Here is a 26,260-nt window from a genome sequence, read left to right as displayed (position 1 = left end):
ATCAGGGTCATTTGTCGTTTTTCAATATGGCTTCAACATCTCTAAGGGGGAGTTAGTAATTATGGATCGTTTCTTTAAATTAAAAGAAAACGGAACAAACGTTAGAACGGAGATTGTTGCGGGTCTCACTACGTTTATGACAATGGCTTACATTCTTTTTGTGAATACGTTGTTCTTGGGACAAGCCGGTGCGGGGATGTCGGATAATGCAGTATTCTTTGCAACAGCCGTCGGCGCCGGATTAATGACTATTATTATGGGATTGTTCGTAAATATTCCGATCGCGCTTGCACCAGGTATGGGATTGAATGCGTACTTCATGACTGTCGTTCTAAGTTCGAATGGGGCGATTACTTGGCAGGCTGCTCTCGGAGCGGTATTCCTTTCCGGTATTGTGTTTATTATTTTAACCGTGACAAAGATTCGGCAAATGCTGCTTGTTGCAGTGCCACAGTCGATCAAAATGGCCATTACGGTTGGTATCGGTCTCTTTATTACGATCATCGGTTTCAAACTTGCTAATCTAGTTGCGGTAACAGTTAATGTTGCACCAGACGCAGATCTGAGTCAGCCGATTCCAGGTAGCAGTTTTAACCTGTCATTGGGCAACTTTGTAACACATCACGATGCATTGCTGGCTCTGATTGGTTTGCTTCTTATTGCTATACTGATGGTTATGCGCGTTAAAGGTGCTCTGTTGATCGGGATCGTAGTAACAACGCTGATTGGTATTCCAATGGGAGTTACGAATTTGGGTGGTCTTTCAGGTGCAAGCTGGTTGCCTAATTTCAGTGATCTGGCGGTTGGACAGCTAGATTTGAAAGGTGCCATCAGTCTCGGATTGTTCGAGATCATCTTCATCTTCACCTTCGTTGAATTGTTCGACACGTTTGGTACCATGGTAGGTACTGCAACACGTATGGGGATTATGAAGGATAAGAAAAAAGGCGAGAAAACGATCGGTAAAGCGATGCTCGTCGATGCAGTTGGTGTCAGCGCAGGTGCTGCACTGGGTACAAGTACAATTACGGCATACGTTGAAAGTGCTTCAGGCGTTGAGGCGGGTGGACGTACAGGACTGACTTCGGTAACCACAGGTTTGCTGTTCATTTTGGCTCTGTTTATCGCTCCGCTTGCGCTGGTTGTTCCATCCGCTGCGACGGCTCCGGCATTGATCATCGTGGGTGTGCTTATGATGAGTCAAGTGCGTAGCATCGAGTGGGATAATTTCCTGCAAGCTTTCCCCGCGTTCCTTACCATTGTATTGATGCCTTTCACAGGTGGAATCGCAAACGGGATCTCCGCAGGTATCGTATCTTATGTGATTCTGGCGGTGTTTAGTAACTTGGTTACAGAGCGTAAAGTGAAAATTCACTGGCTTATGTGGATCTTGGCGCTCATTGTAGTTTGCCGATACGTATTTATTGGCGGGGAGTAAGCGTACATTAGGTTTAATGAAGAATACGGAGATAAGTTTGTTACCTTATATATGAAAGAAGCGGAAGCCGCGGGATTTAAACCCGGAGCTTTCGCTTTTTTTTGTTTTCTTTTCTTGAGTAAAATGAATCTCAGAAATGTTTTCCTTCTATATAGAAGGAATGAATATAATGATCTATGATTTGTTGGTTGTTTATCCAATGAAATCATCGGTTAATAAGTTTCTATAATGAGTCTGTACTGTATACAACATGTGTTTCTCTTTAATTGGATCAGGGATCATATGAAAAACTTTTTGCGTATGTAAGTTAATTACTCTGATTATTAAAGTTAGTGCGCAGATGTATCATTTGGCCGGCTATAAGGAGATACTTGTAAAAGGTCTACAGAGTACTCATTTATAAGAATTTATTGTTTATCGAAAAAAGACTTGCGTTCCATAACTGTACATGGTATATTATATTTCCGGCCAAAAAAACACGAGATACACGGTGCGGCAAGCAAATGAAATAAGCTTCGAAAGAAACTTAAAAAAAAGAGCTTGCAAAATGGGTTCGGACATGATATTATATAAGAGTTGCTGAAGAGAACGACATTCGGTAATGAAACAAGTTTGATCTTTGAAAACTGAACAACGAGTGAGTAAACATTCTGCTTGCAGAATGAACGCAAAAGTTTGAAACAAGCCTTTGGCTTGGATCGACTGGAGCACAAATGAGATTTTTAATCTCGTCAGATTCAAAATGAGCTTATCGCTCTTTTCAATACTTTATTGGAGAGTTTGATCCTGGCTCAGGACGAACGCTGGCGGCATGCCTAATACATGCAAGTCGAGCGGAGTTGATAGGAAGCTTGCTTCCTTGATACTTAGCGGCGGACGGGTGAGTAACACGTAGGCAACCTGCCCTCAAGTTTGGGACAACTACCGGAAACGGTAGCTAATACCGAATAATTGTTTCCTTCGCCTGAAGGAAACTGGAAAGACGGAGCAATCTGTCACTTGGGGATGGGCCTGCGGCGCATTAGCTAGTTGGTGGGGTAACGGCTCACCAAGGCGACGATGCGTAGCCGACCTGAGAGGGTGATCGGCCACACTGGGACTGAGACACGGCCCAGACTCCTACGGGAGGCAGCAGTAGGGAATCTTCCGCAATGGGCGAAAGCCTGACGGAGCAATGCCGCGTGAGTGATGAAGGTTTTCGGATCGTAAAGCTCTGTTGCCAGGGAAGAACGCTTGGGAGAGTAACTGCTCTCAAGGTGACGGTACCTGAGAAGAAAGCCCCGGCTAACTACGTGCCAGCAGCCGCGGTAATACGTAGGGGGCAAGCGTTGTCCGGAATTATTGGGCGTAAAGCGCGCGCAGGCGGTCATTTAAGTCTGGTGTTTAATCCCGGGGCTCAACCCCGGATCGCACTGGAAACTGGGTGACTTGAGTGCAGAAGAGGAGAGTGGAATTCCACGTGTAGCGGTGAAATGCGTAGATATGTGGAGGAACACCAGTGGCGAAGGCGACTCTCTGGGCTGTAACTGACGCTGAGGCGCGAAAGCGTGGGGAGCAAACAGGATTAGATACCCTGGTAGTCCACGCCGTAAACGATGAGTGCTAGGTGTTAGGGGTTTCGATACCCTTGGTGCCGAAGTTAACACATTAAGCACTCCGCCTGGGGAGTACGGTCGCAAGACTGAAACTCAAAGGAATTGACGGGGACCCGCCACAAGCAGTGGAGTATGTGGTTTAATTCGAAGCAACGCGAAGAACCTTACCAGGTCTTGACATCCCTCTGACCGGTACAGAGATGTATCTTTCCTTCGGGACAGAGGAGACAGGTGGTGCATGGTTGTCGTCAGCTCGTGTCGTGAGATGTTGGGTTAAGTCCCGCAACGAGCGCAACCCTTATATTTAGTTGCCAGCACTTCGGGTGGGCACTCTAGATAGACTGCCGGTGACAAACCGGAGGAAGGTGGGGATGACGTCAAATCATCATGCCCCTTATGACCTGGGCTACACACGTACTACAATGGCCGGTACAACGGGCTGCGAAATCGCGAGATGGAGCCAATCCCAACAAAGCCGGTCTCAGTTCGGATTGCAGGCTGCAACTCGCCTGCATGAAGTCGGAATTGCTAGTAATCGCGGATCAGCATGCCGCGGTGAATACGTTCCCGGGTCTTGTACACACCGCCCGTCACACCACGAGAGTTTATAACACCCGAAGTCGGTGGGGTAACCGCAAGGAGCCAGCCGCCGAAGGTGGGATAGATGATTGGGGTGAAGTCGTAACAAGGTAGCCGTATCGGAAGGTGCGGCTGGATCACCTCCTTTCTATGGAGAATCGTTTCCTGCAACGGAAACATTCAAATACGCAGCTTAGCTGCAAAACACTCACTCGTTGTTCGGTTTTGAGAGCTCAAACTCTCAAACAGCTTGCTTTTGCATGGAGCTTGTTCTTTGAAAACTAGATATCGAAACGAAACAAACGCGAATTAGAACATTCCTTTAAGCTGAACTTGTGCAAACAAGTCAAGTGTATAAAGGTAGTTAAATTGCTTTTGTGATGGTATCGGGTGAGAGCGACTTTTGGATTTGGACGCAGTCCAAACCAAGGGAAGCGAGCGACCGAAACCGGAACAAAATGGTTAAGCTACTAAGAGCACACGGAGGATGCCTAGGCGCTAGGAGCCGATGAAGGACGTGGCGAACAACGAAACTGCCTCGGGGAGCTGTAAGCAAGCTTTGATCCGGGGGTGTCCGAATGGGGAAACCCAGCTGGGGTAATTTCCAGTTACTCATAACTGAATACATAGGTTATGTAGAGGCATACCAGGGGAACTGAAACATCTAAGTACCCTGAGGAAGAGAAAACAATAGTGATTCCGTCAGTAGCGGCGAGCGAACGCGGAGAAGCCCAAACCAGAGAGCTTGCTCTTTGGGGTTGTGGGACGTCTCACATGGAGTTACAAAGGAACCGGTTAAGCGAAGAGGTCTGGAAAGGCCCGCCAAAGAAGGTAAAAGCCCTGTAGTTGAAAGTTGGTTCCCTCCGAGACGGATCCCGAGTAGTGCGGGGCACGTGAAACCCCGTATGAATCCGGCAGGACCATCTGCCAAGGCTAAATACTTCCTAGCGACCGATAGTGAAGCAGTACCGTGAGGGAAAGGTGAAAAGCACCCCGGAAGGGGAGTGAAATAGAACCTGAAACCGTGTGCTTACAAAAAGTCAGAGCCCGTTTTAGGGGTGATGGCGTGCCTTTTGTAGAATGAACCGGCGAGTTACGTTCCCGTGCAAGGTTAAGGTGAAGAGCCGGAGCCGCAGCGAAAGCGAGTCTGAATAGGGCGATGTAGTACGTGGACGTAGACCCGAAACCGGGTGATCTACCCCTGTCCAGGGTGAAGGTGCGGTAACACGCACTGGAGGCCCGAACCCACGCATGTTGAAAAATGCGGGGATGAGGTGGGGGTAGCGGAGAAATTCCAATCGAACTCGGAGATAGCTGGTTCTCCCCGAAATAGCTTTAGGGCTAGCCTCGGAAAACAGAGTCGTGGAGGTAGAGCACTGATTGGGTGCGGGGCCCGCAAGGGTTACCAAGCTCAGTCAAACTCCGAATGCCATAGACTTACTTCCGGGAGTCAGACAGTGAGTGCTAAGATCCATTGTCAAAAGGGAAACAGCCCAGACCATCAGCTAAGGTCCCCAAGTGTGTGTTAAGTGGGAAAGGATGTGGAGTTGCACAGACAACCAGGATGTTGGCTTAGAAGCAGCCACCATTGAAAGAGTGCGTAATAGCTCACTGGTCGAGTGACTCTGCGCCGAAAATGTAACGGGGCTAAACACACCACCGAAGCTATGGCTTGATGCTTTGCATCAGGGGTAGGGGAGCGTTGTATAAGGGTTGAAGGTGTACCGTAAGGAGCGCTGGACATTATACAAGTGAGAATGCCGGTATGAGTAACGAAAAGATCAGTGAGAATCTGATCCGCCGAAAGCCTAAGGGTTCCTGAGGAAGGCTCGTCCGCTCAGGGTAAGTCGGGACCTAAGGCGAGGCCGAAAGGCGTAGTCGAAGGACAACAGGTCGAAATTCCTGTACCACCGTAAGCCGTTATGAGCAATGGGGGGACGCAGTAGGGTAGTGACGCGGACTGATGGATGTCCGTCTAAGCAGTGAGGCTGATGTGTAGGCAAATCCGCACATCGTAAGGCTGAGCTGTGATGGGGAGCGAAAATTATAGTAGCGAAGGTCATGATCTCACACTGCCAAGAAAAGCCTCTAGCCAGGTGATGGTGCCCGTACCGCAAACCGACACAGGTAGGCGAGAAGAGTATTCTAAGGCGCGCGGAAGAACTCTCGTTAAGGAACTCGGCAAAATGACCCCGTAACTTCGGGAGAAGGGGTGCCCCGGTAGTGTGAATAGCACGAGGGGGCCGCAGTGAAAAGGCCCAAGCGACTGTTTAGCAAAAACACAGGTCTGTGCGAAGCCGTAAGGCGAAGTATACGGGCTGACGCCTGCCCGGTGCTGGAAGGTTAAGGGGAGTGGTTAGGGAGTAATCCCGAAGCTGTGAACCGAAGCCCCAGTAAACGGCGGCCGTAACTATAACGGTCCTAAGGTAGCGAAATTCCTTGTCAGGTAAATTCTGACCCGCACGAATGGCGTAACGACTTGGGCGCTGTCTCAACGAGAGATCCGGTGAAATTTTAATACCTGTGAAGATGCAGGTTACCCGCGACAAGACGGAAAGACCCCATGGAGCTTTACTGCAGCTTGATATTGAATTTGGGTACGATCTGTACAGGATAGGTGGGAGCCTTTGAAACGGGAGCGCAAGCTTCCGTGGAGGCAACGTTGGGATACCACCCTGATCGTATCTAGGTTCTAACCTGGTACCGTAATCCGGTGCGGGGACAGTGTCAGGTGGGCAGTTTGACTGGGGCGGTCGCCTCCTAAAGAGTAACGGAGGCGCCCAAAGGTTCCCTCAGAATGGTTGGAAATCATTCGAAGAGTGCAAAGGCATAAGGGAGCTTGACTGCGAGACCTACAAGTCGAGCAGGGACGAAAGTCGGGCTTAGTGATCCGGTGGTACCGCATGGAAGGGCCATCGCTCAACGGATAAAAGCTACCCTGGGGATAACAGGCTTATCTCCCCCAAGAGTCCACATCGACGGGGAGGTTTGGCACCTCGATGTCGGCTCATCGCATCCTGGGGCTGAAGTAGGTCCCAAGGGTTGGGCTGTTCGCCCATTAAAGCGGTACGCGAGCTGGGTTCAGAACGTCGTGAGACAGTTCGGTCCCTATCTGTCGTGGGCGTAGGAAATTTGAGAGGAGCTGTCCTTAGTACGAGAGGACCGGGATGGACGTACCGCTGGTGTACCAGTTGTTCCGCCAGGAGCACCGCTGGGTAGCTATGTACGGACGGGATAAACGCTGAAAGCATCTAAGCGTGAAGCCCCCCTCAAGATGAGATTTCCCAGTATGTAAGACCCCTTGAAGACGACGAGGTAGATAGGCTGGGGGTGGAAGTGCAGCAATGCATGGAGCTGACCAGTACTAATCGGTCGAGGGCTTATCCAAATATGCAAGTGATAATTCGCATGTTTCGTTTCGAATCTAGTTTTCAGAGAACGATCTCTGAAATGTAAGCTATGCGTTTGGTGGCGATGGCGGAGGGGTTCCACACGTACCCATCCCGAACACGACCGTTAAGCCCTCTAGCGCCGATGGTACTTGGACCGCAGGGTCCTGGGAGAGTAGGATGCCGCCAAGCAAAGAACCACTGCCGATGTTATTCGGTGGTGGTTTTTATTTTTGTCTAATTGGATCTATGAAATTAGGAACAGCTCAGATTTGATGGGCTGTTTTTTTATTACCCAATTCACCTCAGATACCCAGATGTGCACTTAACCAGCAACCTGGGTACATGAACAAACAAACAAACAAACAAACAAACAAACAAACAAACAAACAAACAAACAAACAAACTAATCTTGCCGAAAGGAGGAAGCCAGCACATAACATGCTGTTTTCTGCCCCATCGTAGGCAACCTACAACAATCTTACAAGAGTGTAAGGCGATTGTAATCTAGATCAATAGGTATCAATCTTGCTGCTCCTGTATATTAATCCTATCCATCGATGGGATTAATTTTTAGGGGGAGTTGTCGTGAGGCTTTTTGATATATTGTTGTTCTTTTCAAGTGTTTTTTTGTTGGCAATCCCATTTATTTTTCAATCAACGTATCAGGAGATCTGCTTTGCTCCTGACAAGCGGAGCAGGCTCCATTTTTTTAGTGATACATCTTCTTGTCGAAGGATACAGGGTTCAGCTTTTATTTTTATACGGATTTACGATCCTGATGCTTATGCTTTCAATTATAAATGTTTTCATAACGCAGAAAGCCGTACGGACTACCTCGCGAATCCGTAGAGTGCTGGGTCCCCTTTTAATTGTGATTGGGTTAATCGCAACAGCGTGCCTTAACTATGTGTTTCCCGTATTCGACCTTCCGGCGCCAACCGGCAAGTTGAAGGTAGGTACGCAAGTCTTCCATTTCGTCGACCCTAACCGAGAGGAGACATTTGGAAAAACCACGACGGGCAAGAGAGAATTGATGGTTCAGGTATGGTATCCGACTGAAGCCGGTACTGGGGAGTACGCTCCCTTTATCCCTGATACCCGGATTTTATCTTATATGGGGGAGAACTTTGGTCTTCCTGGGTTTACTTTCCAACACCTGAAGTATGTATCCAGTCATTCATATTCGGGGGGCGAAGTCTCTTCGGAACAGGCCTCATACCCGTTAATACTTGCAAATCCTGGAAACGTCTCTTCCAGGTTTCTCCACACGTCGCAAGCCGAAAATCTCGCGAGTCACGGATATATCGTGGCTGTGATCGACCACACCTACAATACATTTGCGACCAAGTTTCCGGACGGTCGAATCACGACCAGCACAACCGACAACTTATTCTCGCCCGATCATGATTACCAGACGGGAAGGGGAGTTCGAGACAAGTTGGGAAAAGTTTTAACCGAAGATGTGGTGTTTGTGCTGGACCAATTCGACCTCATTCAATCGGGGCAGATTCCAAGTCATCTAAAAGGGAGGATCGATCTCGGTCATGTCGGGGTGTTCGGTCATTCCATAGGCGGAGCGACGGCCTATGACGCTTCTTACGATCCGAGAATCACGGTTGGAATAGACTTAGATGGAGGGCTTTATCGACTGCGTGAAAGAGAAGGGCTGCGAAAGCCGTTTTTGTTCATCAACTCGGAAAGCTATTCCGAAAAATTAAAAAGGGTGATGGATAACCGGGTCTACACGGATGCAGAGCTTAACCTTATGGGCTCGACAAGAGAGTGGGAGGATCAAGTAACGGAAGATAAAAAGTTAGAGCTTGAACGGATGCGCGAAACGGTCGACGAAGGGGGACAAGTCCTCTATATCGATAATACGGAGCATTTGAATTTTGCCGATGTACAGTTCATTTCTCCGATTTTCAACATGCTGGGTATTACAGGAAAGATTGCGCCCGAAAGAGCGAACTCCGTTATCAATGCCTATATGCTGGATTTCTTCGATATGTATCTGAAAAATCAAGGCGGAAACTTAATGAAAGGACCGGATAGCCGCTTTCCGGAGGTGAAGTTCGTAAACTAGCTATTATAATTAGAGAACAGGCTGCCGATTCTGCGATAGCCTGTTCTCTATGTGATATTGTATTCGTTTCCTCAAGCGTGGCTGCCCAATATGCCAGGACACAACCACAGTCCGGCAGTCGGGCAAAAGTTAGTGTTGAACGCTCTTGAACGATGCTTCCATCCTTCCACGCAGATGTATCTTGTATTTTACTTGAAGGCAAGATTGATTCTGAGGTGTGGAGATGGCTCGGTTTTTATGCGGAGCAAGGAGAGTACATCTTTTATATTTCGCAAAGAATCGAGCTGTCTTCTCATAAATTAGTACCAAGTTCTAAGACTTAGTGCTATAATGGTAAAAAACAAGTGAGGTGACTACCGGTATGAATCATCAATCAAAGGCAACCATCACGGCAATGGGAACGTATGTACCGGATCGAATATTAACGAATGCTGATCTGGAGAAATTAGTCGAGACAAGTGACGAATGGATTGTGCAACGTACAGGCATGAGAGAACGGCGAATTGCAGCTGAAGATCAATTTGTATCTGACCTGGCTACGAAGGCTGTAGAAGATATGATACGTCGTTATGATGTAAGTGTAGAAGATGTGGATATGATCCTTGTCGCTACAAGTACACCTGAATATGCTTTCCCAAGTACGGCATCCAGAGTACAGGCTAATCTTAAGATCCCACACACGGGTGTACTGGATTTAAATGCTGCATGCGCAGGTTTTACCTACGGACTACAGCTAGCCGACAGTCTGGTGACCAGTGGAATGTACCGCAAAGTACTGGTTATTGGAGCAGAGACATTATCCAAAATTACGGATTACACAGACCGCACGACTTGTGTACTGTTTGGTGATGGAGCGGGGGCCTTCTTGGTGGAGAGATCATCGGGTGCTGAAGGTGACTTTATGGCAGCCATATCAGGTACACATGGAGAAGGCGGTGTACATCTCTATAAGACTGGCTTGTCTTCTGAGATGAATGGTGTGCCTTTGCAGGGTGAGGGATGCCTTGTTCAGAATGGGCGAGAGATTTATAAGTGGGCTGTACGGACGATCCCAGAGCAATTGGATAAGCTGATAACGAAAGCTGAATTAAGCCCTGACCAGATTGACTGGTTTGTCCCGCATAGTGCCAATATGAGAATGATTGAAGCTGTTTGCGAACGTGGTCTGGTTCCTTTGGAACGTACTCTAACCAGTGTAGAGTATCGTGGGAACACATCTGCTGCGTCCATTCCGCTTGCTTTACAGCTTGCAGTGGATGAAGGGAAATTGAAAGAAGGACAGAGTGTAGCTCTCTTTGGCTTTGGTGGTGGTCTGACGTACGCAGGTCTGGTGCTGAAATGGGGCGTGCTGGACAAGGTTCAGGAATGAGTAACATACGACGGTATGCAATACAAAAATAAATAGAGAAAATAAAAGAGACCACCCAAACTTCATGTAGTCATGAAGAGGGTGGTCTCTTTAGTGGGTTAACTCGTTTCAAAAAAAGTGATATGATTGCATCTATTTTTTTGTGTTAACCGGAATTGCTTAATCCCGTAAATATTTTACGGCGTAAGCTTAGGTGCATGGCGGTGATGTGTCCCTTGTTCGTAGCTGTACGCTAGCTTGATCAAGGTTCCTTCATCAAAAGCACGACCCAGGAATTCCATGCCTACAGGTAAACCATCGGTTGTGAAACCGGCAGGGACCGTGATCGCCGGGAAGCCGGAGAAAGGACTCAAACGGTTGTTACCACCGGAGTTTTGTCCTTCGCCAATAACACCAGCGGCTTGTGTGGACGTAGGATAGATGATTGCATCCAGATTATTATCTGCCATTACTTTCAGCAAGGATTCACGTGTAACTTGGGTACGTTTCAGTATGATGTCCTTATATTCGGTAGTCTCCAGGGTTTGGCGTGCATCCCTAGTCTTCATGGATTGTTCTTGGGACTTATCAAACTCTCCGGAAGCGATGATCTCGGACAGACTGTGATATGGAGCATCTGCACCCAATGATTCCAGATAGTCATTCAGCTGAAACTTGAATTCATATCCACTAAGGCTTGGGTATTTGTTGATCTCAGCTAAGTTCGGGATAGAGATTGGTACTGCGGTAGCGCCAAGTGACTTCAATTCTTCAACAGCTGTGTTGATTACGTCAGCAACGGCTTTTTCTTCAGCTTTGGTACTTGGGATGAGTTCTGTGGCCACACCGATGCGTGCACCTTTCAACCCGTTTACATCCAAGAAATCAGTGTAGCTGGAAGGGATTTTCCCAACCGCGTAAGCTGTAGCGACATCTTTTTTGTCATAGCCGGCTGTAGCATCCAGCATGATTGCGGCATCACTTACGGTACGAGCCATTGGTCCACCGACATCCTGTGTCAAAGCCAATGGAATAATGCCTTCACGGCTGGATAGTCCGATGGTTGGGCGGATACCCACGAGGCTGTTGAAGCTGGAAGGGATTCGGATCGAACCGCCAGTGTCTGTACCCATGCCGGCTGCGGCAAAGTTAGATGCAATGGCAGCGCCTGTTCCACCGCTTGAGCCACCTGGATAGTGATCCAAGGCGTAAGGGTTAAGTGTTTGTCCACCCAATGAGCTGGATGTCGTGATGCCAAATGCGAATTCATGTAGGTTTGTTTTGCCCAAAATAATGGCGCCAGCTGCTTTGAGTTTCTTCACTTGTTCAGCATCGTGAGCAGGAATGGAATCTTTCAGACAGATACAGCCTGCGGTTGTCGGCATGTCATTGGTATCGAAATTGTCTTTCACCAAAATCGGAACGCCATGCAGAGGTCCGCGGGCACCTTGAGCTGCACGTTCTTCATCCAATTGCTCCGCAATTTGAAGTGCATCCGGGTTCAGAGTTAATACGGCATTTATGCTTACACCTTGATCATCGTATTTTTCAATGCGGTCCAGATATTTCTGAACCAGTTCTTTGGATGTCAGTTTTCCTTGTGTCATTGCGGCCTGGAGATCCATAATGGTTGCTTCCTCCAAAACAAACGGTTTTATGTAGTTATAAATGCGGTCTTTCAGTATGGATAGGTCATTCTCGGTAAGTACAGCGTTTGGAAGGAAGAGGGAATCGGTATAACCTTTCATTAACCCTGTGGTATTTAATGCACCAACAGCACTTGCGAAAGTGGCTTCATCTGGGACATCTTTGAATGATTCGGTAGTCGAATCCAGCTTGAGCCATTGTTGCAGGGCGACCGCAGCATCTTTACGTTGTACGGTTGTGCCGGAGAGTTTATCCATGGTAAAAGGAACACCTGCAAGTGTCGCCGCTTCTTCCATGGCCTGAACAAATGCTGCCGGAGTAACAGGCGCTTTTCCTTTGGATACAGTAGCTACTATTGTTTTACTTGTAGGCGTTGCCGTTGCGGCTGATGCCGAAGGCACCGTTCCTCCCCATGTTGTGGCAACAACAGCTCCCGCCAGTAACAAAGCCCCACTTTTTTTCAATACAGATCCATGATAAGTCATGCATCCACGCTCCCTTCCTGTGTCTCATTGATGTGTGTTAGCAGCGATTCTGTTTCTATGCTTTTGACACATTGTATAGTTATGTTAGGTAATCTTACAAGGTTTATATTTATCCAAAAAAACGTATACATCAATACTTTACAGTGGTAATACTTATTCATGCTACTGTTTACATGTACTCAGAAAAACTATTACATATACTAATGTTAAGAAATATAACATAAATTTGTTATGTTGATTAAACATGAGGTTACAGGATACGAGTAGATTAGGAAGTAGAGATGACAGAGCATACCTTTAGTGTGAAATGATATAATGAAAAGATAGGAATAAAAGAGACATAACGTTCTACCAGAGAGGAAGAGATATGAATTGAAGACATTGGTACTCGCAGAAAAACCATCTGTAGCACGCGAAATAGCCAGAGTCATGGGTGCGCGTGATAAACATAAAAGTTATATGGAAGGCCCGAAATATATCGTTACTTGGGCGCTTGGGCATCTGGTTGGATTAGCTGAACCAGAGGATTACGACAAAAAGTATGCAACATGGAATCTGGAGGACCTGCCCATTCTGCCTGAGCGTACGAAACTGAAGGTACTTAAAGAGACCAACCACCAATATAAAGCAGTACAGCAGTTGATGAAGCGTCAGGATGTAGGTGAGCTGGTCATTGCGACGGATGCGGCCCGTGAGGGAGAATTGCTGGCCCGTTGGATCATGCAGATGGCGGGGTGGAAAAAACCTTTTAAACGCCTGTGGATTTCATCCCAGACTGATAAGGCGATCAAAGACGGATTTGCTTCGCTGAAGCCAGGTAGTCAGTTCGATCGTCTCTATGAATCTGCACGTTGCCGTGCGGAAGCCGACTGGATGATTGGACTTAACGTGACCCGTGCGCTAACCGTTCGTTTCAATGCACAGTTGTCTGCTGGACGGGTGCAAACTCCGACCTTGGGCATGATTATGGATAGAGAAAATGAAATTAATAGTTTCCGCTCGCAGGAGTATGAGACGTTAACGGCAGATTTGGGCGATTTTCAGGCTGTGTGGCGGGCAGCAGGGGGAGATTCACGCATTTTCAACCCTCAAGAAACGCAAGAATTGAAGAAGCGGGTAGACGGGCGCAAGGGCACGATTGCCCAGGTGAAGAAAAGTGAGAAAGTAGAGCCACATCCACTGGCATATGACCTGACGGAACTGCAACGGGATGCCAACCGGAAATATGGTTTCTCTGCAAAGCAAACATCAAATGTCCTGCAACGTCTGTATGAACAGCACAAACTCGTGACGTACCCACGTACGGACAGCCGGTACCTGACTTCCGATATGACAGCTACATTGAAGGAACGGCTGGACAGTATAGCCATTGGACCTTATGCGTCTTTGGCACGTCCTTTGCTGCGCAAAAATCTGAATATCACCAAACGTATTGTGGATGACAGCAAAGTTACGGATCACCATGCGATTATCCCTACGGAGCAAACGGTGCTTCTGAATCAATTGAATCCAGAGGAACGCAAACTGTACGATCTGATTGTGCGTCGTTTTATCAGCCTGTTCTATCCGGCAGCGAAGTACGATTCGGTTGCGATCACGGTTCAGGTGGGGAATGACTCCTTCCATGTTAAAGGTACAACGGTGAAAGAAAGTGGATGGCGTGAAGTATACGGCGGCGATTACAGCGATGATGACGATGACCGGGCTGATGATGCAGCAGACCATGAGCGTGCGCTTTTGCCAGATGTGCAGCAAGGACAGTCCGTGACGGTTCAGCGTTGTCATATTAAAAGTGGCCGGACGATGCCGCCCAAACGGTATACCGAAGCTGCTTTGCTTTCCCAGATGGAAAAGCATGGACTCGGTACTCCGGCTACACGTGCGGATATTATAGAGAAGCTTGTCAGTTCCGATACAATAGATCGTCAAGGCAACAGCATGCACCCGACTGACAAAGGAAAACAGTTGATTGAACTGGCTGCTCCGCAGCTTCGTACACCGGATCTGACTGCTCGCTGGGAGGCTGAGTTGGAACGAATTGCACGTGGGCAAGGGAAACCAGGACCGTTCCTGGATAGTATTCGTTCAATGGCGAAAGAGCTGGTGTCTACGGTAAAAGGCAGCAAAGCAGAGTACAAGCCGCATAATGTGTCCAATAGCCATTGCCCGGACTGTAACGCACGGTTGTTGGAGAAGAAAGGCAAGCGAGGCAAGTTTCTGGTATGTCCTACCGAGGACTGTGGATATCGTCGTTCGGCAGAGAAAAGATTGTCCAATCGTCGTTGTGCGCAGTGCCACAAAAAGATGGAAATCAAAGAAGGCAAGGCGGGGTTATACGTACAATGTCTACCTTGTGGTATTACAGAAACGTTGGATAAGGACAAACAGCATGTGAACAAACGCGATCAGCAAAAGCTGGTAAAACAATATGCGAAACAGGAGTCCATTGGGTCTAACCTTGGAGATTTGCTGAAGGCGGCTATGGAGAAAAAGGGAAAGTAACACGCTTGAGGTAGTTGAGGTCGTACCTCGTGCATTAGAACCATGTGAATGATTTACTTATTTACTCCAAATAAACTGATTGAGACTTTTCTATTCATACTTGTAAAGTCGTATAAGATCCTCCGTTTTCAGGCAACGTAAGCCAAGGAGGTGATACCTATATGCCGCATAACAAACCAGAGAAAATCCATAACCAGCAAAACAAAGACAGTATTCGGGAAGAGAGTATCGCTGTGCGCCCGGACAAAGCAGCCAAAAGAGTACCAAGCCTGAACGGTATTCCAAAACAGGAGTCTTAGGTCAGAGCGAAGTTAGCGTTATTACACAAATTTCCGGTTCCCTACCCGGTGCGTTGAACATGTCTCTGATGAGGACTATAATGGAGACAGGGAGATGTCCCGGGACAGGGGGATCGCTAGAATTATATGCAAACCGGACTTATATTGTGGTTTTTATTTATTAATGTAGTTGGTTATCTGGTGATGTCGGATGATAAGAGGCGTGCACAACAGCGTCGTGACCGTACACCCGAACGGACGTTATTCTTATTAGCATTTATAGGCGGTGCTTTGGGAGTCTGGATCGCGATGTATCGGAAAAGGCATAAGACTAAACATCCCAGCTTCACCATTGGCATTCCGTTGTTGTTATTCTTGAATGCGGTAATCTATGGTTACTTTATCCAATGAACACAGGCGTAACCGTTCATACTGTGGTTTCATATGTAAATTCATTCGTATAAATGGTTCATTGTGGCTCTGGAACGTTTAAGGAGTTATATGGTTTTGTTAGTTTATTACATGTCAGACCGAAGCTTGCTTCGCGTGCTCTACATATAAAGGAAGGGACGGGATTCACATGTTATTTTCCAAAATATTAGTGGCTTATGATGGTTCCAAAGCTTCAAATAAAGCACTTGATCGTGCGATTGAGCTAGCGAAAGTGTCCCCAAATGCAGTACTGGATGTCATTCATGCTTTTGATTTCCCGCGTGTATTCATAGGTGAGGGGTTGGCTCCACTGCCACCTTCACTTAATAATGACTACTACAATCTGGCTGTGCAGACAACAGATGAAGCGAAAGAACGAATTCAGGCTGCGGGTGTAACGGCCAATGTGGATCTGATTCAAGGAGCGGCAGCGGAAGTATTGCTTGATTTTGCCAAAGAAAATGATTCTGATATCATTATTATTGGTAGCCGCGGACTGGGTGGTATTCGGGAATTTGTCCTGGGTAGTGTTAGTCACAATGTGGTGCAGCATGCTCAGGTTCCAGTACTGATCGTAAAATAATGGATGAAGTGTGTACGCACTGAAAAACAGGAAGCCGGTTGTCTTCGAGAGATTGAAGAGGAGCCGGCTTTCTTTTATGGGATGAAATGGATGGTTAAGCGAATTTAAAGAAGCAATTCCCGAACATTATATTTGTCAATATGTTAAATGTTCGTCTTTAAGTTGACATTAGCTGTAGGGGATTGTTAGAATGTTAGATGTGTCGATCAGGTAAGAATAAGGTCGAGTAGGAACGAAATGTGTAATAAGAGATTACAAAAATGAACGAAGATAGTTTGATAGATATTTGCTCGTATAACGCCGGGAATAGGGCCCGGAAGTATCTACCCGGGAACCGTAAATTTCCGGACTACGAGGAGATACGGCTGAGAGTCGCATGCAACCAGATGCGGACAGCAAGCCCCCTTTTGGCATGCCCAAATGAGGGATACGTATTTCTTGGAGTCCGGTGTCCGGAGAAAATGTGATGTTTTCGCGGGTAGCGGATTTTTTCATTTCACACGTTAAATGAATTCATTAATACCAGATGTAATCAAAAAAGCTCAGACGGGAGTTGGATGTATTCATGTCACTGCAAGTCGCTGTAATTATGGGCAGCAAGTCGGATTGGGAAACGATGAAACATGCGTGCGAGGTGCTAGACGAGCTGGAGATTGGGTATGAGAAAAAGGTGGTCTCCGCCCATCGTACACCGGATTTGATGTTTGAATACGCAGAGCAAGCAATTGATCGGGGGTTCAAGGTGATCATTGCAGGCGCAGGCGGGGCAGCACATCTGCCCGGTATGGTCGCTTCCAAAACGATGCTTCCAGTCATTGGCGTACCGGTTCAATCCAAAGCATTGAACGGTCTCGATTCCTTGTTGTCCATTGTTCAGATGCCTGGTGGTATTCCCGTCGCAACTGTAGCGATTGGCAAGGCAGGGGCAACGAATGCCGGATTGCTGGCAGCTCAGATGATCGGTGCTTTTGACCCGGATGTCCAACGTCGCTCTGAAGCTCGCAGAGAACGCATCAAACAAGAAGTACTCGAAAGCAGTGAAGAACTATGAGTAGTACAGGGAACCAATCCGGTATAGCAGGAGAGCTGAAAAATGTCCTGCTACCCGGGAAAACAACCATTGGCATTCTTGGAGGCGGACAGCTGGGACGTATGATTACGCTCGCAGGAACGGCAATGGGGTATCGATTCGTTACTCTTGATCCCGCTGCGGATGCACCTTGTGGTCAAGTTGCTCGTCAGATTGAAGCTGATTATGACGATGCCAAAGCTGCACTTGAACTGGCTCGGCAATGCGATGTTATTACGTATGAATTCGAAAATGTGGATGCAGAAGTCGCTGGGCTGCTCGAACGTGAGTCTTACGTTCCGCAAGGAAGTGCGTTACTATACACCACACAACATCGGTTGCGTGAAAAACGTGCGATCGAAGCCGCTGGAGTAAGAGTCGCGCCTTATCGTGAGATCACAAGTGTGGATACGATGCTAGCTGCTGTTAGCGAACTTGGCGTGCCATGTGTACTGAAGACGGTTACTGGAGGCTACGATGGCAAAGGCCAGCGTGTAATTCGGGAAGCGAGTGAGGCTGTTGCGGCATACGAAGAACTTACGGCTACTGGTGCGGAACTGGTGTTGGAACAATTCATTAAGTTCGAATGCGAGATTTCGGTCGTTGTAGCGCGTAGTACAAATGGGGAGATCAAAACGTTCCCGCCAGCGGAGAACATTCATGTGAATAACATTTTGCATGCTTCAATTGTACCGGCTAGAGTTGCCGCAGATATCCAGATTGAAGCTCAAAAGCTGGCAGCAGCGGTAGCAGAATCGATGAAGGCTGTTGGGCTGCTGGCTGTGGAACTGTTTGTAGCGGCGGATGGAAGACTGTACGTCAACGAACTGGCACCAAGACCGCATAATTCCGGTCACTATACGATGGAAGCTTGTGCGACTTCTCAGTTCGAACAACATATCCGTGCGATCTGCGGATTACCACTCGGGGACACCTCGTTATTGAGTCCGGTTGTTATGGTCAATGTGCTTGGAGAACATCTGGAAGGCATTATCGCCAGAACAGGGCAACCTGATGCAGAAGCGATAGAGCTCGGTGTGATTCCCAAGCTTCACATATATGGTAAAACCGAAGCAAAAACAGGACGTAAGATGGGGCATGTGAATCTGCTTTGTCAGGATGTTGAAGAAGGATTGCAATGGATTGAACAAACTAACCTCTGGAGGAATACAAATTCATGATTGAACGTTATAGCAGACCCGAAATGAGAGCCATCTGGACCGAAGAGAACAAATTCCAATCGTGGCTGGAAGTTGAAATTTGTGCATGTGAGGCGTGGGCCGAACTGGGTGTTATCCCTAAGGAAGAAGCAGCATTGCTTCGTCAGAACGCATCTTTTGACATCGATCGCATCTATGAGATTGAACAGGAAACACGTCATGATGTTATCGCATTTACACGTACGGTATCTGAAAGTCTGGGTGCGGAGCGGAAATGGGTGCACTACGGACTGACTTCCACAGATGTCGTGGATACGGCTCTGGGTTATGTACTGCGTCAAGCGAATGAGATTCTGGAAAAGGATATCGTGAATTTCATTGAAATTCTTCGTGAAAAAGCACTGGCTTATCAGCACACACCAATGATGGGACGTACACACGGGGTGCATGCGGAGCCAACAACATTTGGTCTGAAAATGGCGTTGTGGCATGAAGAGATGAAACGGAACCTGGAGCGTTTCCGTCATGCAGCAGACAATGTACAATACGGCAAAATCTCAGGCGCAGTAGGAACATACGCGAACATCGATCCGTTTGTTGAAGAGTTTGTCTGCGAGAAGCTGGGCACAAAGCCAGCGCCGATCTCGACTCAAACATTGCAACGTGACCGTCACGCAGAATATATGGCTACACTGGCGTTGATCGCCACGTCCTTGGACAAGTTCGCAACAGAGGTACGTGCACTGCAGAAGAGTGAATTCCGTGAAGTGGAAGAAGCTTTTGCTAAAGGTCAAAAAGGATCTTCCGCGATGCCGCACAAGCGTAACCCGATCGGTAGTGAAAACATCTCTGGCTTGTCTCGCGTCATTCGCGGACATATGGTATCAGCATACGAGAACGTAACGCTCTGGCATGAACGCGACATCTCACATTCTTCCGTAGAACGTATCATTCTGCCGGATGCAACGATGCTGCTGAACTACATGCTTAACCGTTTTGGCAACATCGTGAAGAACCTGACGGTATTCCCTGAAAATATGAAACGTAACATGGAGCGCACCTACGGGGTACCATTCTCCGGTCGTATCATGACAAAACTGATCGACAAAGGTTTCAGCCGCGAGCAAGCGTACGATACCGTTCAACCACGTGCGATGCAAGCATGGGAAGAACAACGTCAGTTCCAGGATATCGTGAAATCCACACCGGAGATCACTGAAGTGCTGAACGAAGAGGAAATCGCAGATGCGTTCAACCCGTCATGGCACCTGAAGCACGTAGACACCATCTTCAAAAAACTCGGTTTGAACGACTAATATATAACTCCTATAAGGCTATAGCGCAGAATGATGGTTTTGCAGGGAACGCAGAGGACAGAAATAAGCTGAAGAAGCAAAGCGGTCGCCTTTATCCCCGGATTTTCACTTTGCAAAAGTGGAATCAAAAAAATCTGGGGATAACAGCGATCGGAAGATTGTTCTGTCATCGGAGTGGAGTCCGCACCATCAGGATTCTGATCTTAGCCTTACATCTCCTGAAAGAAGGTGAGCCCATGGCACTGTCCACTGCGGCAGATCTCGTTAAAGCACCTCTGTTATATAAAGGAAAAGTACGTGAATTGTACGATCTGGGTGAACATTTTCTGATCGTGGTTACCGACCGAATCTCGGCATTTGATTATGTGCTGGACCCGGCAGTTCCCGAGAAAGGAAACGTACTGAACAAACTCAGCAGTTTCTGGTTTGAACTGACAGGTAGCATGATGGAGAATCACGTGGTTCATACCGATGTGAATAAACTGGGTGATCTCATCACAGATCCAGAATTGCTCAAAGACCGAATCATGGTAACCCGCAAAGCAGAGCGCATTGATATTGAATGTGTCGTGCGTGGATACATCACTGGTGGTGGATGGAGACAATACGAGACGAGCGGTGAAGTGAATGGCATTAAACTGCCTGAAGGACTGCGCAAGAACGCCAAACTCGAAGTTCCCATTTTCACCCCGGCAGCCAAAAATGATGTTGGTCACGATGAGGACATCCCAATGGATCGCATGAAAGAACTGGTGGGAGACGGACTTGCAATGGAGCTTCAGGAAAAAAGCTTGCGCTTGTACGAATTCGCTCGTGATTACTGTGATCAACGAGGCATCATTCTGGCAGACTGCAAATTCGAGTTCGGCATCGTGGACGGCAAGGTCATCCTGATAGACGAAATCTTCACTCCAGATGCATCACGCTTCTGGGCCAAAGAGAATTATGAACTCGACATCGAGATCGACAGCATGGATAAAGAGCCAGTGCGCACCTACCTTGCCGGAACCGATTGGGACAAAAACAGTAAACCTGATCCACTCCCACAAGAGGTAGTTGAAGCAACAACCGCAAGATACGTCGATATTTATAATCGTTTAACGAAATAATAACGTTTGAGTGAGCTAACGTTTGAGCGCGGGCTACGGGAAAGTTTGGCTTTCGATCGCTGTTGCCCCCGGAATGTTTTGATTGAGTCCTTTTTTCAAAAGGAGACATTCCGGTTGCAAAGGCGAGCGCTTCGCTTCTCTAGCTCAAATCTTTCCCTCCGCCAGTGTTCAAACTGGTGGGTGAGGCAATTAAGAGCGGTGGCTTCCCGCAAGTAGGGAAGCATGAAAATATTACGAGAATTAAATTCATTGGTTACTAAAGTAACTTAAAGACCATTAATTGTTTTCACGTAATGGTCAGTCTCGACCATTACACACCGTGCAACGTAAAAGGTTTAGGCCTTTAAAAAACGTCGCATGGACTAGCGGAGGGGCGGAATTGTTCTTAAAGGAGCGATAGCGTTCGCCTTTGTCCCAGGGTTTTGACCGCACAGCGGTTCAAAACAATCAAAAAACCTGGGGACAACAAGCGACCGGAAAGAACAATCCTCCCCGGAGCAAGCTCCAACCCCCATTTTTAACAGCATAAAGCATTTATCCCGTTCATTACTGAGGAGGAACATAAGGATCATGATCAAAGCAACCGTATATGTCACTATTAAGCAAAGCGTACTCGACCCGCAAGGCGTAGCTGTTCAAGGAGCCCTGCATTCCATGGGATTCAACGAAGTGGAAAGTGTACGGATCGGTAAAGTCATGGAACTCAACCTGGATACAACAGATCGTGCGGAAGCGGAGAAACGATTGAAAGTCATGTGTGAAAAGCTGCTGGCCAACACCGTTGTTGAAGATTACCGCTACGAATTGGAGGGTTAATCTCATGAAATTTGCAGTTCTTGTGTTCCCTGGCTCCAACTGCGACATCGACTGTTACAAGGCAGTGGAAGATGCGATTGGACAAGAGGTTGATTATGTATGGCACACGGCTACAGATCTATCGGCTTATGATTGTATTTTAGTTCCGGGTGGTTTCTCTTATGGTGACTACTTGCGTTGCGGAGCAATTTCCCGCTTTGCACCGGTAATGAACGAGGTAGCGAAAGCTGCTGAACAAGGTAAATATATTTTGGGTATTTGCAACGGATTCCAGATCCTGACGGAAGCGGGATTGCTTCCAGGTGCATTGATTCGTAACACTTCCCTGAAATTCCGTTGTCACGATACGGTATTGAAAGTGGCGAACGCAGATACACCATTTACACGTGACTATGCACCCGGCGAAGATATTATCATCCCGATTGCTCACGGTGAAGGCAACTATTATTGCGACGAGGAGACGCTCGCGAGTCTGCAAGCGAACAACCAGATCGTATTTACGTACGGGACCAACCCGAACGGTTCCCTGGGTGATATTGCAGGAGTCTGTAACGAGGCTGGAAACGTGGTCGGCATGATGCCGCATCCAGAGCGTGCAGTGGATTCACTGTTTGGTTCGGAAGACGGCAAACGTATGTTTACATCTATTTTGAAAGCATGGAGGGATCGGCATGACGCAGCAGCTATCCGCTAAGGAACCAACAGCAGAACAGGTCGCAGAACATAAACTTTACGCACAAATGGGCGTATCTGACAGCGAGTATGAGCTGATCTGTGAGTTCATGGGGCGCAAGCCAAACTACACGGAAATTGGTGTGTTCAGTGTAATGTGGTCTGAGCATTGTGCTTATAAAAACTCCAAGCCATTGCTGCGCCGTTTCCCAACCACTGGACCACGTGTCCTGATGGGACCTGGTGAAGGTGCCGGTATCGTGGATATCGGTGATAACCAGGCCGTTGTATTCAAAATTGAAAGCCATAACCATCCTTCCGCGGTTGAGCCTTATCAAGGTGCGGCAACAGGTGTGGGCGGCATTATCCGTGATATTTTCTCCATGGGTGCAAGACCGGTAGCAATACTGAACTCCCTGCGTTTCGGTAAGCTGGAGAGTGATCGCGTTAAATATTTGTTCGAACATGTGGTAGCGGGTATTGCTGGATACGGTAACTGTATCGGTATTCCTACCGTTGGTGGCGAAGTGATGTTTGATGAGAGCTATGAAGGAAATCCGCTGGTTAACGCCATGTGTGTGGGTCTGATTGATCATGACAAGATCCAGCGCGGTGTAGCTAAAGGTGTAGGTAACCCAGTCTATTATGTTGGGCCACCGACAGGCCGCGATGGTATTCATGGAGCAACCTTTGCATCGGTTGAACTGACGGAAGAATCCGAGTCCCAACGGACAGCGGTTCAGGTCGGTGACCCGTTTATGGAGAAACTGGTGATGGAATCTTGTCTGGAATTGATCGACACGGGCATCGTGCTCGGAATTCAGGATATGGGTGCTGCGGGTCTGACATGTTCGAGTGCAGAGATGGCAAGTAAAGCGGGTAACGGTCTGGAACTGTATCTGGATCAGGTACCACAGCGTGAAGAAGGCATGACCCCTTACGAGATGATGTTGTCTGAGTCCCAGGAACGGATGTTGTTTGTTGTTGAGCCGAAGGATGAGGCGCAGGCGATGGAAATCTTTGAACGTTGGGGCGTAATCTGTGCCAAAGTTGGTAAAGTAACGGATGACGGCCGTCTGAAATTGATCCACCACGGCGAAGTGGTCGGAGATATGCCGGTAACGGCTTTGGTTGACGAATGTCCAGTCTATGACAAACCTTCTTCTGTACCTGCCTACTACGAGCAAAGTGCTTCCATCGACACGCTTCGTTACGACGAAGTGTCGGATCTCGGCGGAGCGCTGAAACAAGTGCTGGCTTCACCAACAGTAGCAAGTAAAAAATGGATTTATGATCAATATGACTACATGGTGCGTACAAGCACTGCTGTTCGTCCAGGTTCGGATGCGGCTGTAGTTACGATACGTGGCACACGCAAAGGTCTCGCAATGACAACGGACTGTAATGGACGTTATGTGTACCTTGATCCTGAAGTTGGTGGACGGATTGCCGTAAGTGAAGCAGCGCGTAACATTGTATGTTCCGGTGCTGAGCCGCTGGCGATTACGGACAACCTGAACTTTGGTAACCCGGAGAAGCCGGATATTTTCTGGCAAATGGAGAAAGCGGTAGACGGTATGGCGGAAGCTTGTCGTGTGCTGGATACGCCGGTAATCGGTGGTAACGTAAGTCTGTATAACGAAAACGCCAAAGGCTCCATCTATCCAACGCCAGTGGTCGGTATGGTAGGGCTCGTTCATGATACGGATCATATCACGACACAAGCATTCAAATCCGAAGGTGATGTGATCATCCTCCTCGGTGAAACAAAAGCTGAACTGGGCGGCAGCGAGCTGCAATACGCGGTTCATGGTCAAACGGAAGGTCGTCCGCCAGAACTGAACTTGCAGACGGAAAAAGCGTTGCTCAGCACGGTGCTTGAAGCTATACAATCCGGTCTTGTTCGCTCGGCACATGACTTGTCTGAAGGCGGCTTGGCTGTAGCACTCGCAGAGTCTTGTATTAGCGGTAACGTAGGAGCACAGGTGAATGTGGAGACTGCACTGCGTGCAGATCACGCCCTGTTCAGTGAGAGTCAATCCCGTATCTTGTTGTCGGCTACGCCAGAGCAAGCGGGTAAACTTGAAGCATTTGTACGTGAGCGCGGTGTACCTGTAGCTGTGATTGGACGTGTAGAAGGAAGTAACCTGACGATTGAACTGAACGGAACATCAGCCGTGAGCGAACCTGTAGGAGGTTTGGCTCAGGTCTGGGAGGATGCGATTCCATGTCTCATGAACTGACGACAGGACCGTTGTGGACAGGCGATTATTATAATGAAGGGTCCGGCAAGGAAGGACTCGACAAATTGAAGGAAGAATGCGGCGTGTTCGGGGTGTACAGACACCCTGATGCGGCTTCGCTCTCCTATTATGGACTGCATGCGCTCCAACATCGGGGAGAAGAAAGTGCAGGCATGTGTGTGAGTGATGGCAGCCAGTTTAACTATCATCGCGGCATGGGTCTGGTGAAAGAAGTGTTCACCAAAGACCTGATGCAGACGTTAACCGGCGATATTTCCATTGGACATGTCCGGTATTCAACAAGCGGTGACAGTAAACTGACGAACGCACAGCCATTGGTATTCAAATACCGTGATGGCGATCTGGCGGTAGCGACTAACGGTAACATTGTAAATGCACCAACGATCCGGCGTGAGCTGGAGCAGAGTGGTTCCATCTTCCAAACAACAAGTGATACCGAGGTCATTGCGCATCTGATTGCACGATCCTCCAAAGGACTTGTCGAAGCTGCAAAAGAGGCGTTCCAGCGCATTGTTGGCGGTTATGCGTTTCTGATCATGACCAATGACAAGCTGCTCGTAGCTTCCGATCCACACGGACTTCGTCCGCTCACGATGGGTAAGCTCGGTGATGCATATCTGTTTGCTTCCGAGACGTGTGCACTGGAAACAATCGGCGCAGAGTTAATTCGTGATATTGAACCCGGTGAACTGCTTGTGCTGGATGCAGATGGACTGCATGAAGATCGCTTCGATCATCACAAACACCGCAAGGCATTATGTGCGATGGAATATATATATTTTGCTCGTCCGGATAGTGATATGAATGGTGCGAACCAACATGCTGCCCGTAAACGGATGGGAAGCCGCATGGCAATTGAGTCGTTTGTAGATGCGGACTTGGTTACGGGGGTACCAGATTCCAGTATCTCGGCGGCCATTGGTTATGCGGAGCAAACGGGTATTCCGTATGAGATGGGTATGATCAAGAACAAATACACCGGACGTACGTTTATCCAGCCAAGCCAGGAATTGCGGGAGCAGGGCGTGAAGATGAAGCTGAGCGCTGTGCGTCGTGTTGTGGAAGGCAAACGTGTGGTTATGATTGACGACTCCATCGTACGTGGAACAACCTCCCGGCGGATCGTGAACATGCTGCGTGACGCTGGAGCTACTGAGGTCCATGTGCGCATTACATCACCACCTTTCAAAAACCCGTGTTTCTACGGTATTGATACACCGGACAGCCGCGAATTGATCGCCTCACAGCTGTCGGTGGAAGAAATCTGTCGTGAAATTAATGCGGACTCCCTGGAGTTCCTCAGTCCGGATGGACTGATTGCATCGATTCAGGGAGATAATCAGGATGATCCTAAGGGCGGGCTTTGCCTCGCATGTTTTGATCATGATTACCCAACCCGCCTCGATTTCAACGGCGAGGAAAAATTCGGCTGCAGCTGTTAGCTGTTATGTGGGGAGACCAACGTATCTCGCCGCCCCGGGCCTAGCCCGAG

At 48.1% G+C, this 26,260-nt stretch carries 15 protein-coding genes, 3 rRNA genes, 1 pseudogene and 1 riboswitch; of the genes and pseudogenes, 18 read left to right on the top strand and 1 reads right to left on the bottom strand.

Annotated features, from left to right (window positions below; translation table 11 throughout):
- The first annotated feature begins 61 nt into the window (after positions 1-61).
- The 6 genes and pseudogenes from QF049_RS19825 to QF049_RS19800 all read left to right on the top strand — a co-directional run bounded on the left by QF049_RS19825 (position 62) and on the right by QF049_RS19800 (position 10,456).
- Complete coding sequence (locus tag QF049_RS19825) at positions 62-1,438, top strand: NCS2 family permease (RefSeq protein ID WP_307539969.1); 1,377 nt, start codon at positions 62-64, stop codon at positions 1,436-1,438.
- Positions 1,439-2,206: 768 nt separating this feature from the next.
- A 16S ribosomal RNA gene (locus QF049_RS19820) occupies positions 2,207-3,760 on the top strand.
- Positions 3,761-4,072: 312 nt separating this feature from the next.
- Positions 4,073-7,000, top strand: a 23S ribosomal RNA gene (locus QF049_RS19815).
- A 76-nt stretch (positions 7,001-7,076) separates the two neighbouring features.
- A 5S ribosomal RNA gene (gene rrf, locus QF049_RS19810) occupies positions 7,077-7,193 on the top strand.
- The 16S, 23S and 5S rRNA genes sit together here, the layout of an rRNA operon.
- 396 nt (positions 7,194-7,589) lie before the next feature.
- A pseudogene (locus QF049_RS19805) lies at positions 7,590-9,087 on the top strand (alpha/beta hydrolase family protein).
- 361 nt (positions 9,088-9,448) lie between these two features.
- Entirely contained in the window at positions 9,449-10,456 is a 1,008-nt protein-coding gene (locus tag QF049_RS19800) for a ketoacyl-ACP synthase III (RefSeq protein ID WP_307539967.1), read from the top strand.
- 176 nt (positions 10,457-10,632) lie between these two features.
- Here the strand turns inward: QF049_RS19800 and QF049_RS19795 are convergent, their stop codons facing one another.
- A complete protein-coding gene (locus QF049_RS19795) occupies positions 10,633-12,567 on the bottom strand; it encodes an amidase family protein (RefSeq protein ID WP_307539965.1) in 1,935 nt (644 codons plus the stop codon).
- 372 nt (positions 12,568-12,939) lie between these two features.
- On the opposite strand from QF049_RS19795, the gene QF049_RS19790 reads away from it, so the two are divergent.
- The 12 genes from QF049_RS19790 to purF all read left to right on the top strand — a co-directional run bounded on the left by QF049_RS19790 (position 12,940) and on the right by purF (position 26,210).
- Positions 12,940-15,069 (top strand): DNA topoisomerase III, encoded by a 2,130-nt coding sequence (locus QF049_RS19790; RefSeq protein WP_307539962.1) that lies wholly within the window; start codon positions 12,940-12,942, stop codon positions 15,067-15,069.
- A 161-nt stretch (positions 15,070-15,230) separates the two neighbouring features.
- Positions 15,231-15,368 carry a hypothetical protein gene (locus tag QF049_RS19785; protein ID WP_167483854.1) on the top strand — a complete coding sequence of 46 codons (138 nt, stop codon included), beginning with the start codon at positions 15,231-15,233 and terminating at the stop codon, positions 15,366-15,368.
- A gap of 126 nt (positions 15,369-15,494) precedes the next feature.
- On the top strand, positions 15,495-15,758 hold the full coding sequence (locus tag QF049_RS19780) for a DUF1294 domain-containing protein (RefSeq protein ID WP_017690702.1): 264 nt from the start codon (positions 15,495-15,497) through the stop codon (positions 15,756-15,758).
- Positions 15,759-15,927: 169 nt separating this feature from the next.
- Positions 15,928-16,362 carry a universal stress protein gene (locus QF049_RS19775; protein WP_047840488.1) on the top strand — a complete coding sequence of 145 codons (435 nt, stop codon included), beginning with the start codon at positions 15,928-15,930 and terminating at the stop codon, positions 16,360-16,362.
- 270 nt (positions 16,363-16,632) lie between these two features.
- Positions 16,633-16,734: riboswitch (purine riboswitch) on the top strand.
- Positions 16,735-16,927: 193 nt separating this feature from the next.
- A complete protein-coding gene (gene purE, locus QF049_RS19770) occupies positions 16,928-17,413 on the top strand; it encodes a 5-(carboxyamino)imidazole ribonucleotide mutase (protein WP_105602018.1) in 486 nt (161 codons plus the stop codon).
- Positions 17,410-18,612, top strand: a complete 1,203-nt coding sequence (gene purK, locus QF049_RS19765; protein WP_307539958.1) for a 5-(carboxyamino)imidazole ribonucleotide synthase — start codon at positions 17,410-17,412, stop codon at positions 18,610-18,612. The genes purE and purK overlap by 4 nt, the downstream gene beginning before the upstream one ends.
- Positions 18,609-19,907: an adenylosuccinate lyase gene (purB, locus tag QF049_RS19760; protein WP_047840491.1), complete on the top strand. Its 1,299-nt coding sequence runs from the start codon at positions 18,609-18,611 to the stop codon at positions 19,905-19,907. Before purK ends, purB begins: the two co-directional genes overlap by 4 nt.
- Positions 19,908-20,143: 236 nt before the next feature.
- A complete protein-coding gene (locus QF049_RS19755) occupies positions 20,144-21,016 on the top strand; it encodes a phosphoribosylaminoimidazolesuccinocarboxamide synthase (protein WP_307539955.1) in 873 nt (290 codons plus the stop codon).
- 570 nt (positions 21,017-21,586) lie between these two features.
- Positions 21,587-21,832 carry a phosphoribosylformylglycinamidine synthase subunit PurS gene (purS, locus tag QF049_RS19750; RefSeq protein WP_017690695.1) on the top strand — a complete coding sequence of 82 codons (246 nt, stop codon included), beginning with the start codon at positions 21,587-21,589 and terminating at the stop codon, positions 21,830-21,832.
- Positions 21,833-21,836: 4 nt separating this feature from the next.
- Complete coding sequence (purQ, locus tag QF049_RS19745; RefSeq protein WP_307539953.1) at positions 21,837-22,526, top strand: phosphoribosylformylglycinamidine synthase subunit PurQ; 690 nt, start codon at positions 21,837-21,839, stop codon at positions 22,524-22,526.
- Complete coding sequence (gene purL / locus QF049_RS19740; protein ID WP_036668395.1) at positions 22,504-24,747, top strand: phosphoribosylformylglycinamidine synthase subunit PurL; 2,244 nt, start codon at positions 22,504-22,506, stop codon at positions 24,745-24,747. Before purQ ends, purL begins: the two co-directional genes overlap by 23 nt.
- Complete coding sequence (purF, locus tag QF049_RS19735) at positions 24,732-26,210, top strand: amidophosphoribosyltransferase (RefSeq protein WP_307539949.1); 1,479 nt, start codon at positions 24,732-24,734, stop codon at positions 26,208-26,210. Before purL ends, purF begins: the two co-directional genes overlap by 16 nt.
- Positions 26,211-26,260 lie beyond the last annotated feature (50 nt).

This window comes from Paenibacillus sp. W4I10 (assembly GCF_030816325.1).
GTDB lineage: Bacteria > Bacillota > Bacilli > Paenibacillales > Paenibacillaceae > Paenibacillus > Paenibacillus amylolyticus_B.
The sequence above is the reverse complement of the archived record's forward strand: the minus strand, read 5'-3'. Positions and strand labels throughout refer to the sequence as shown.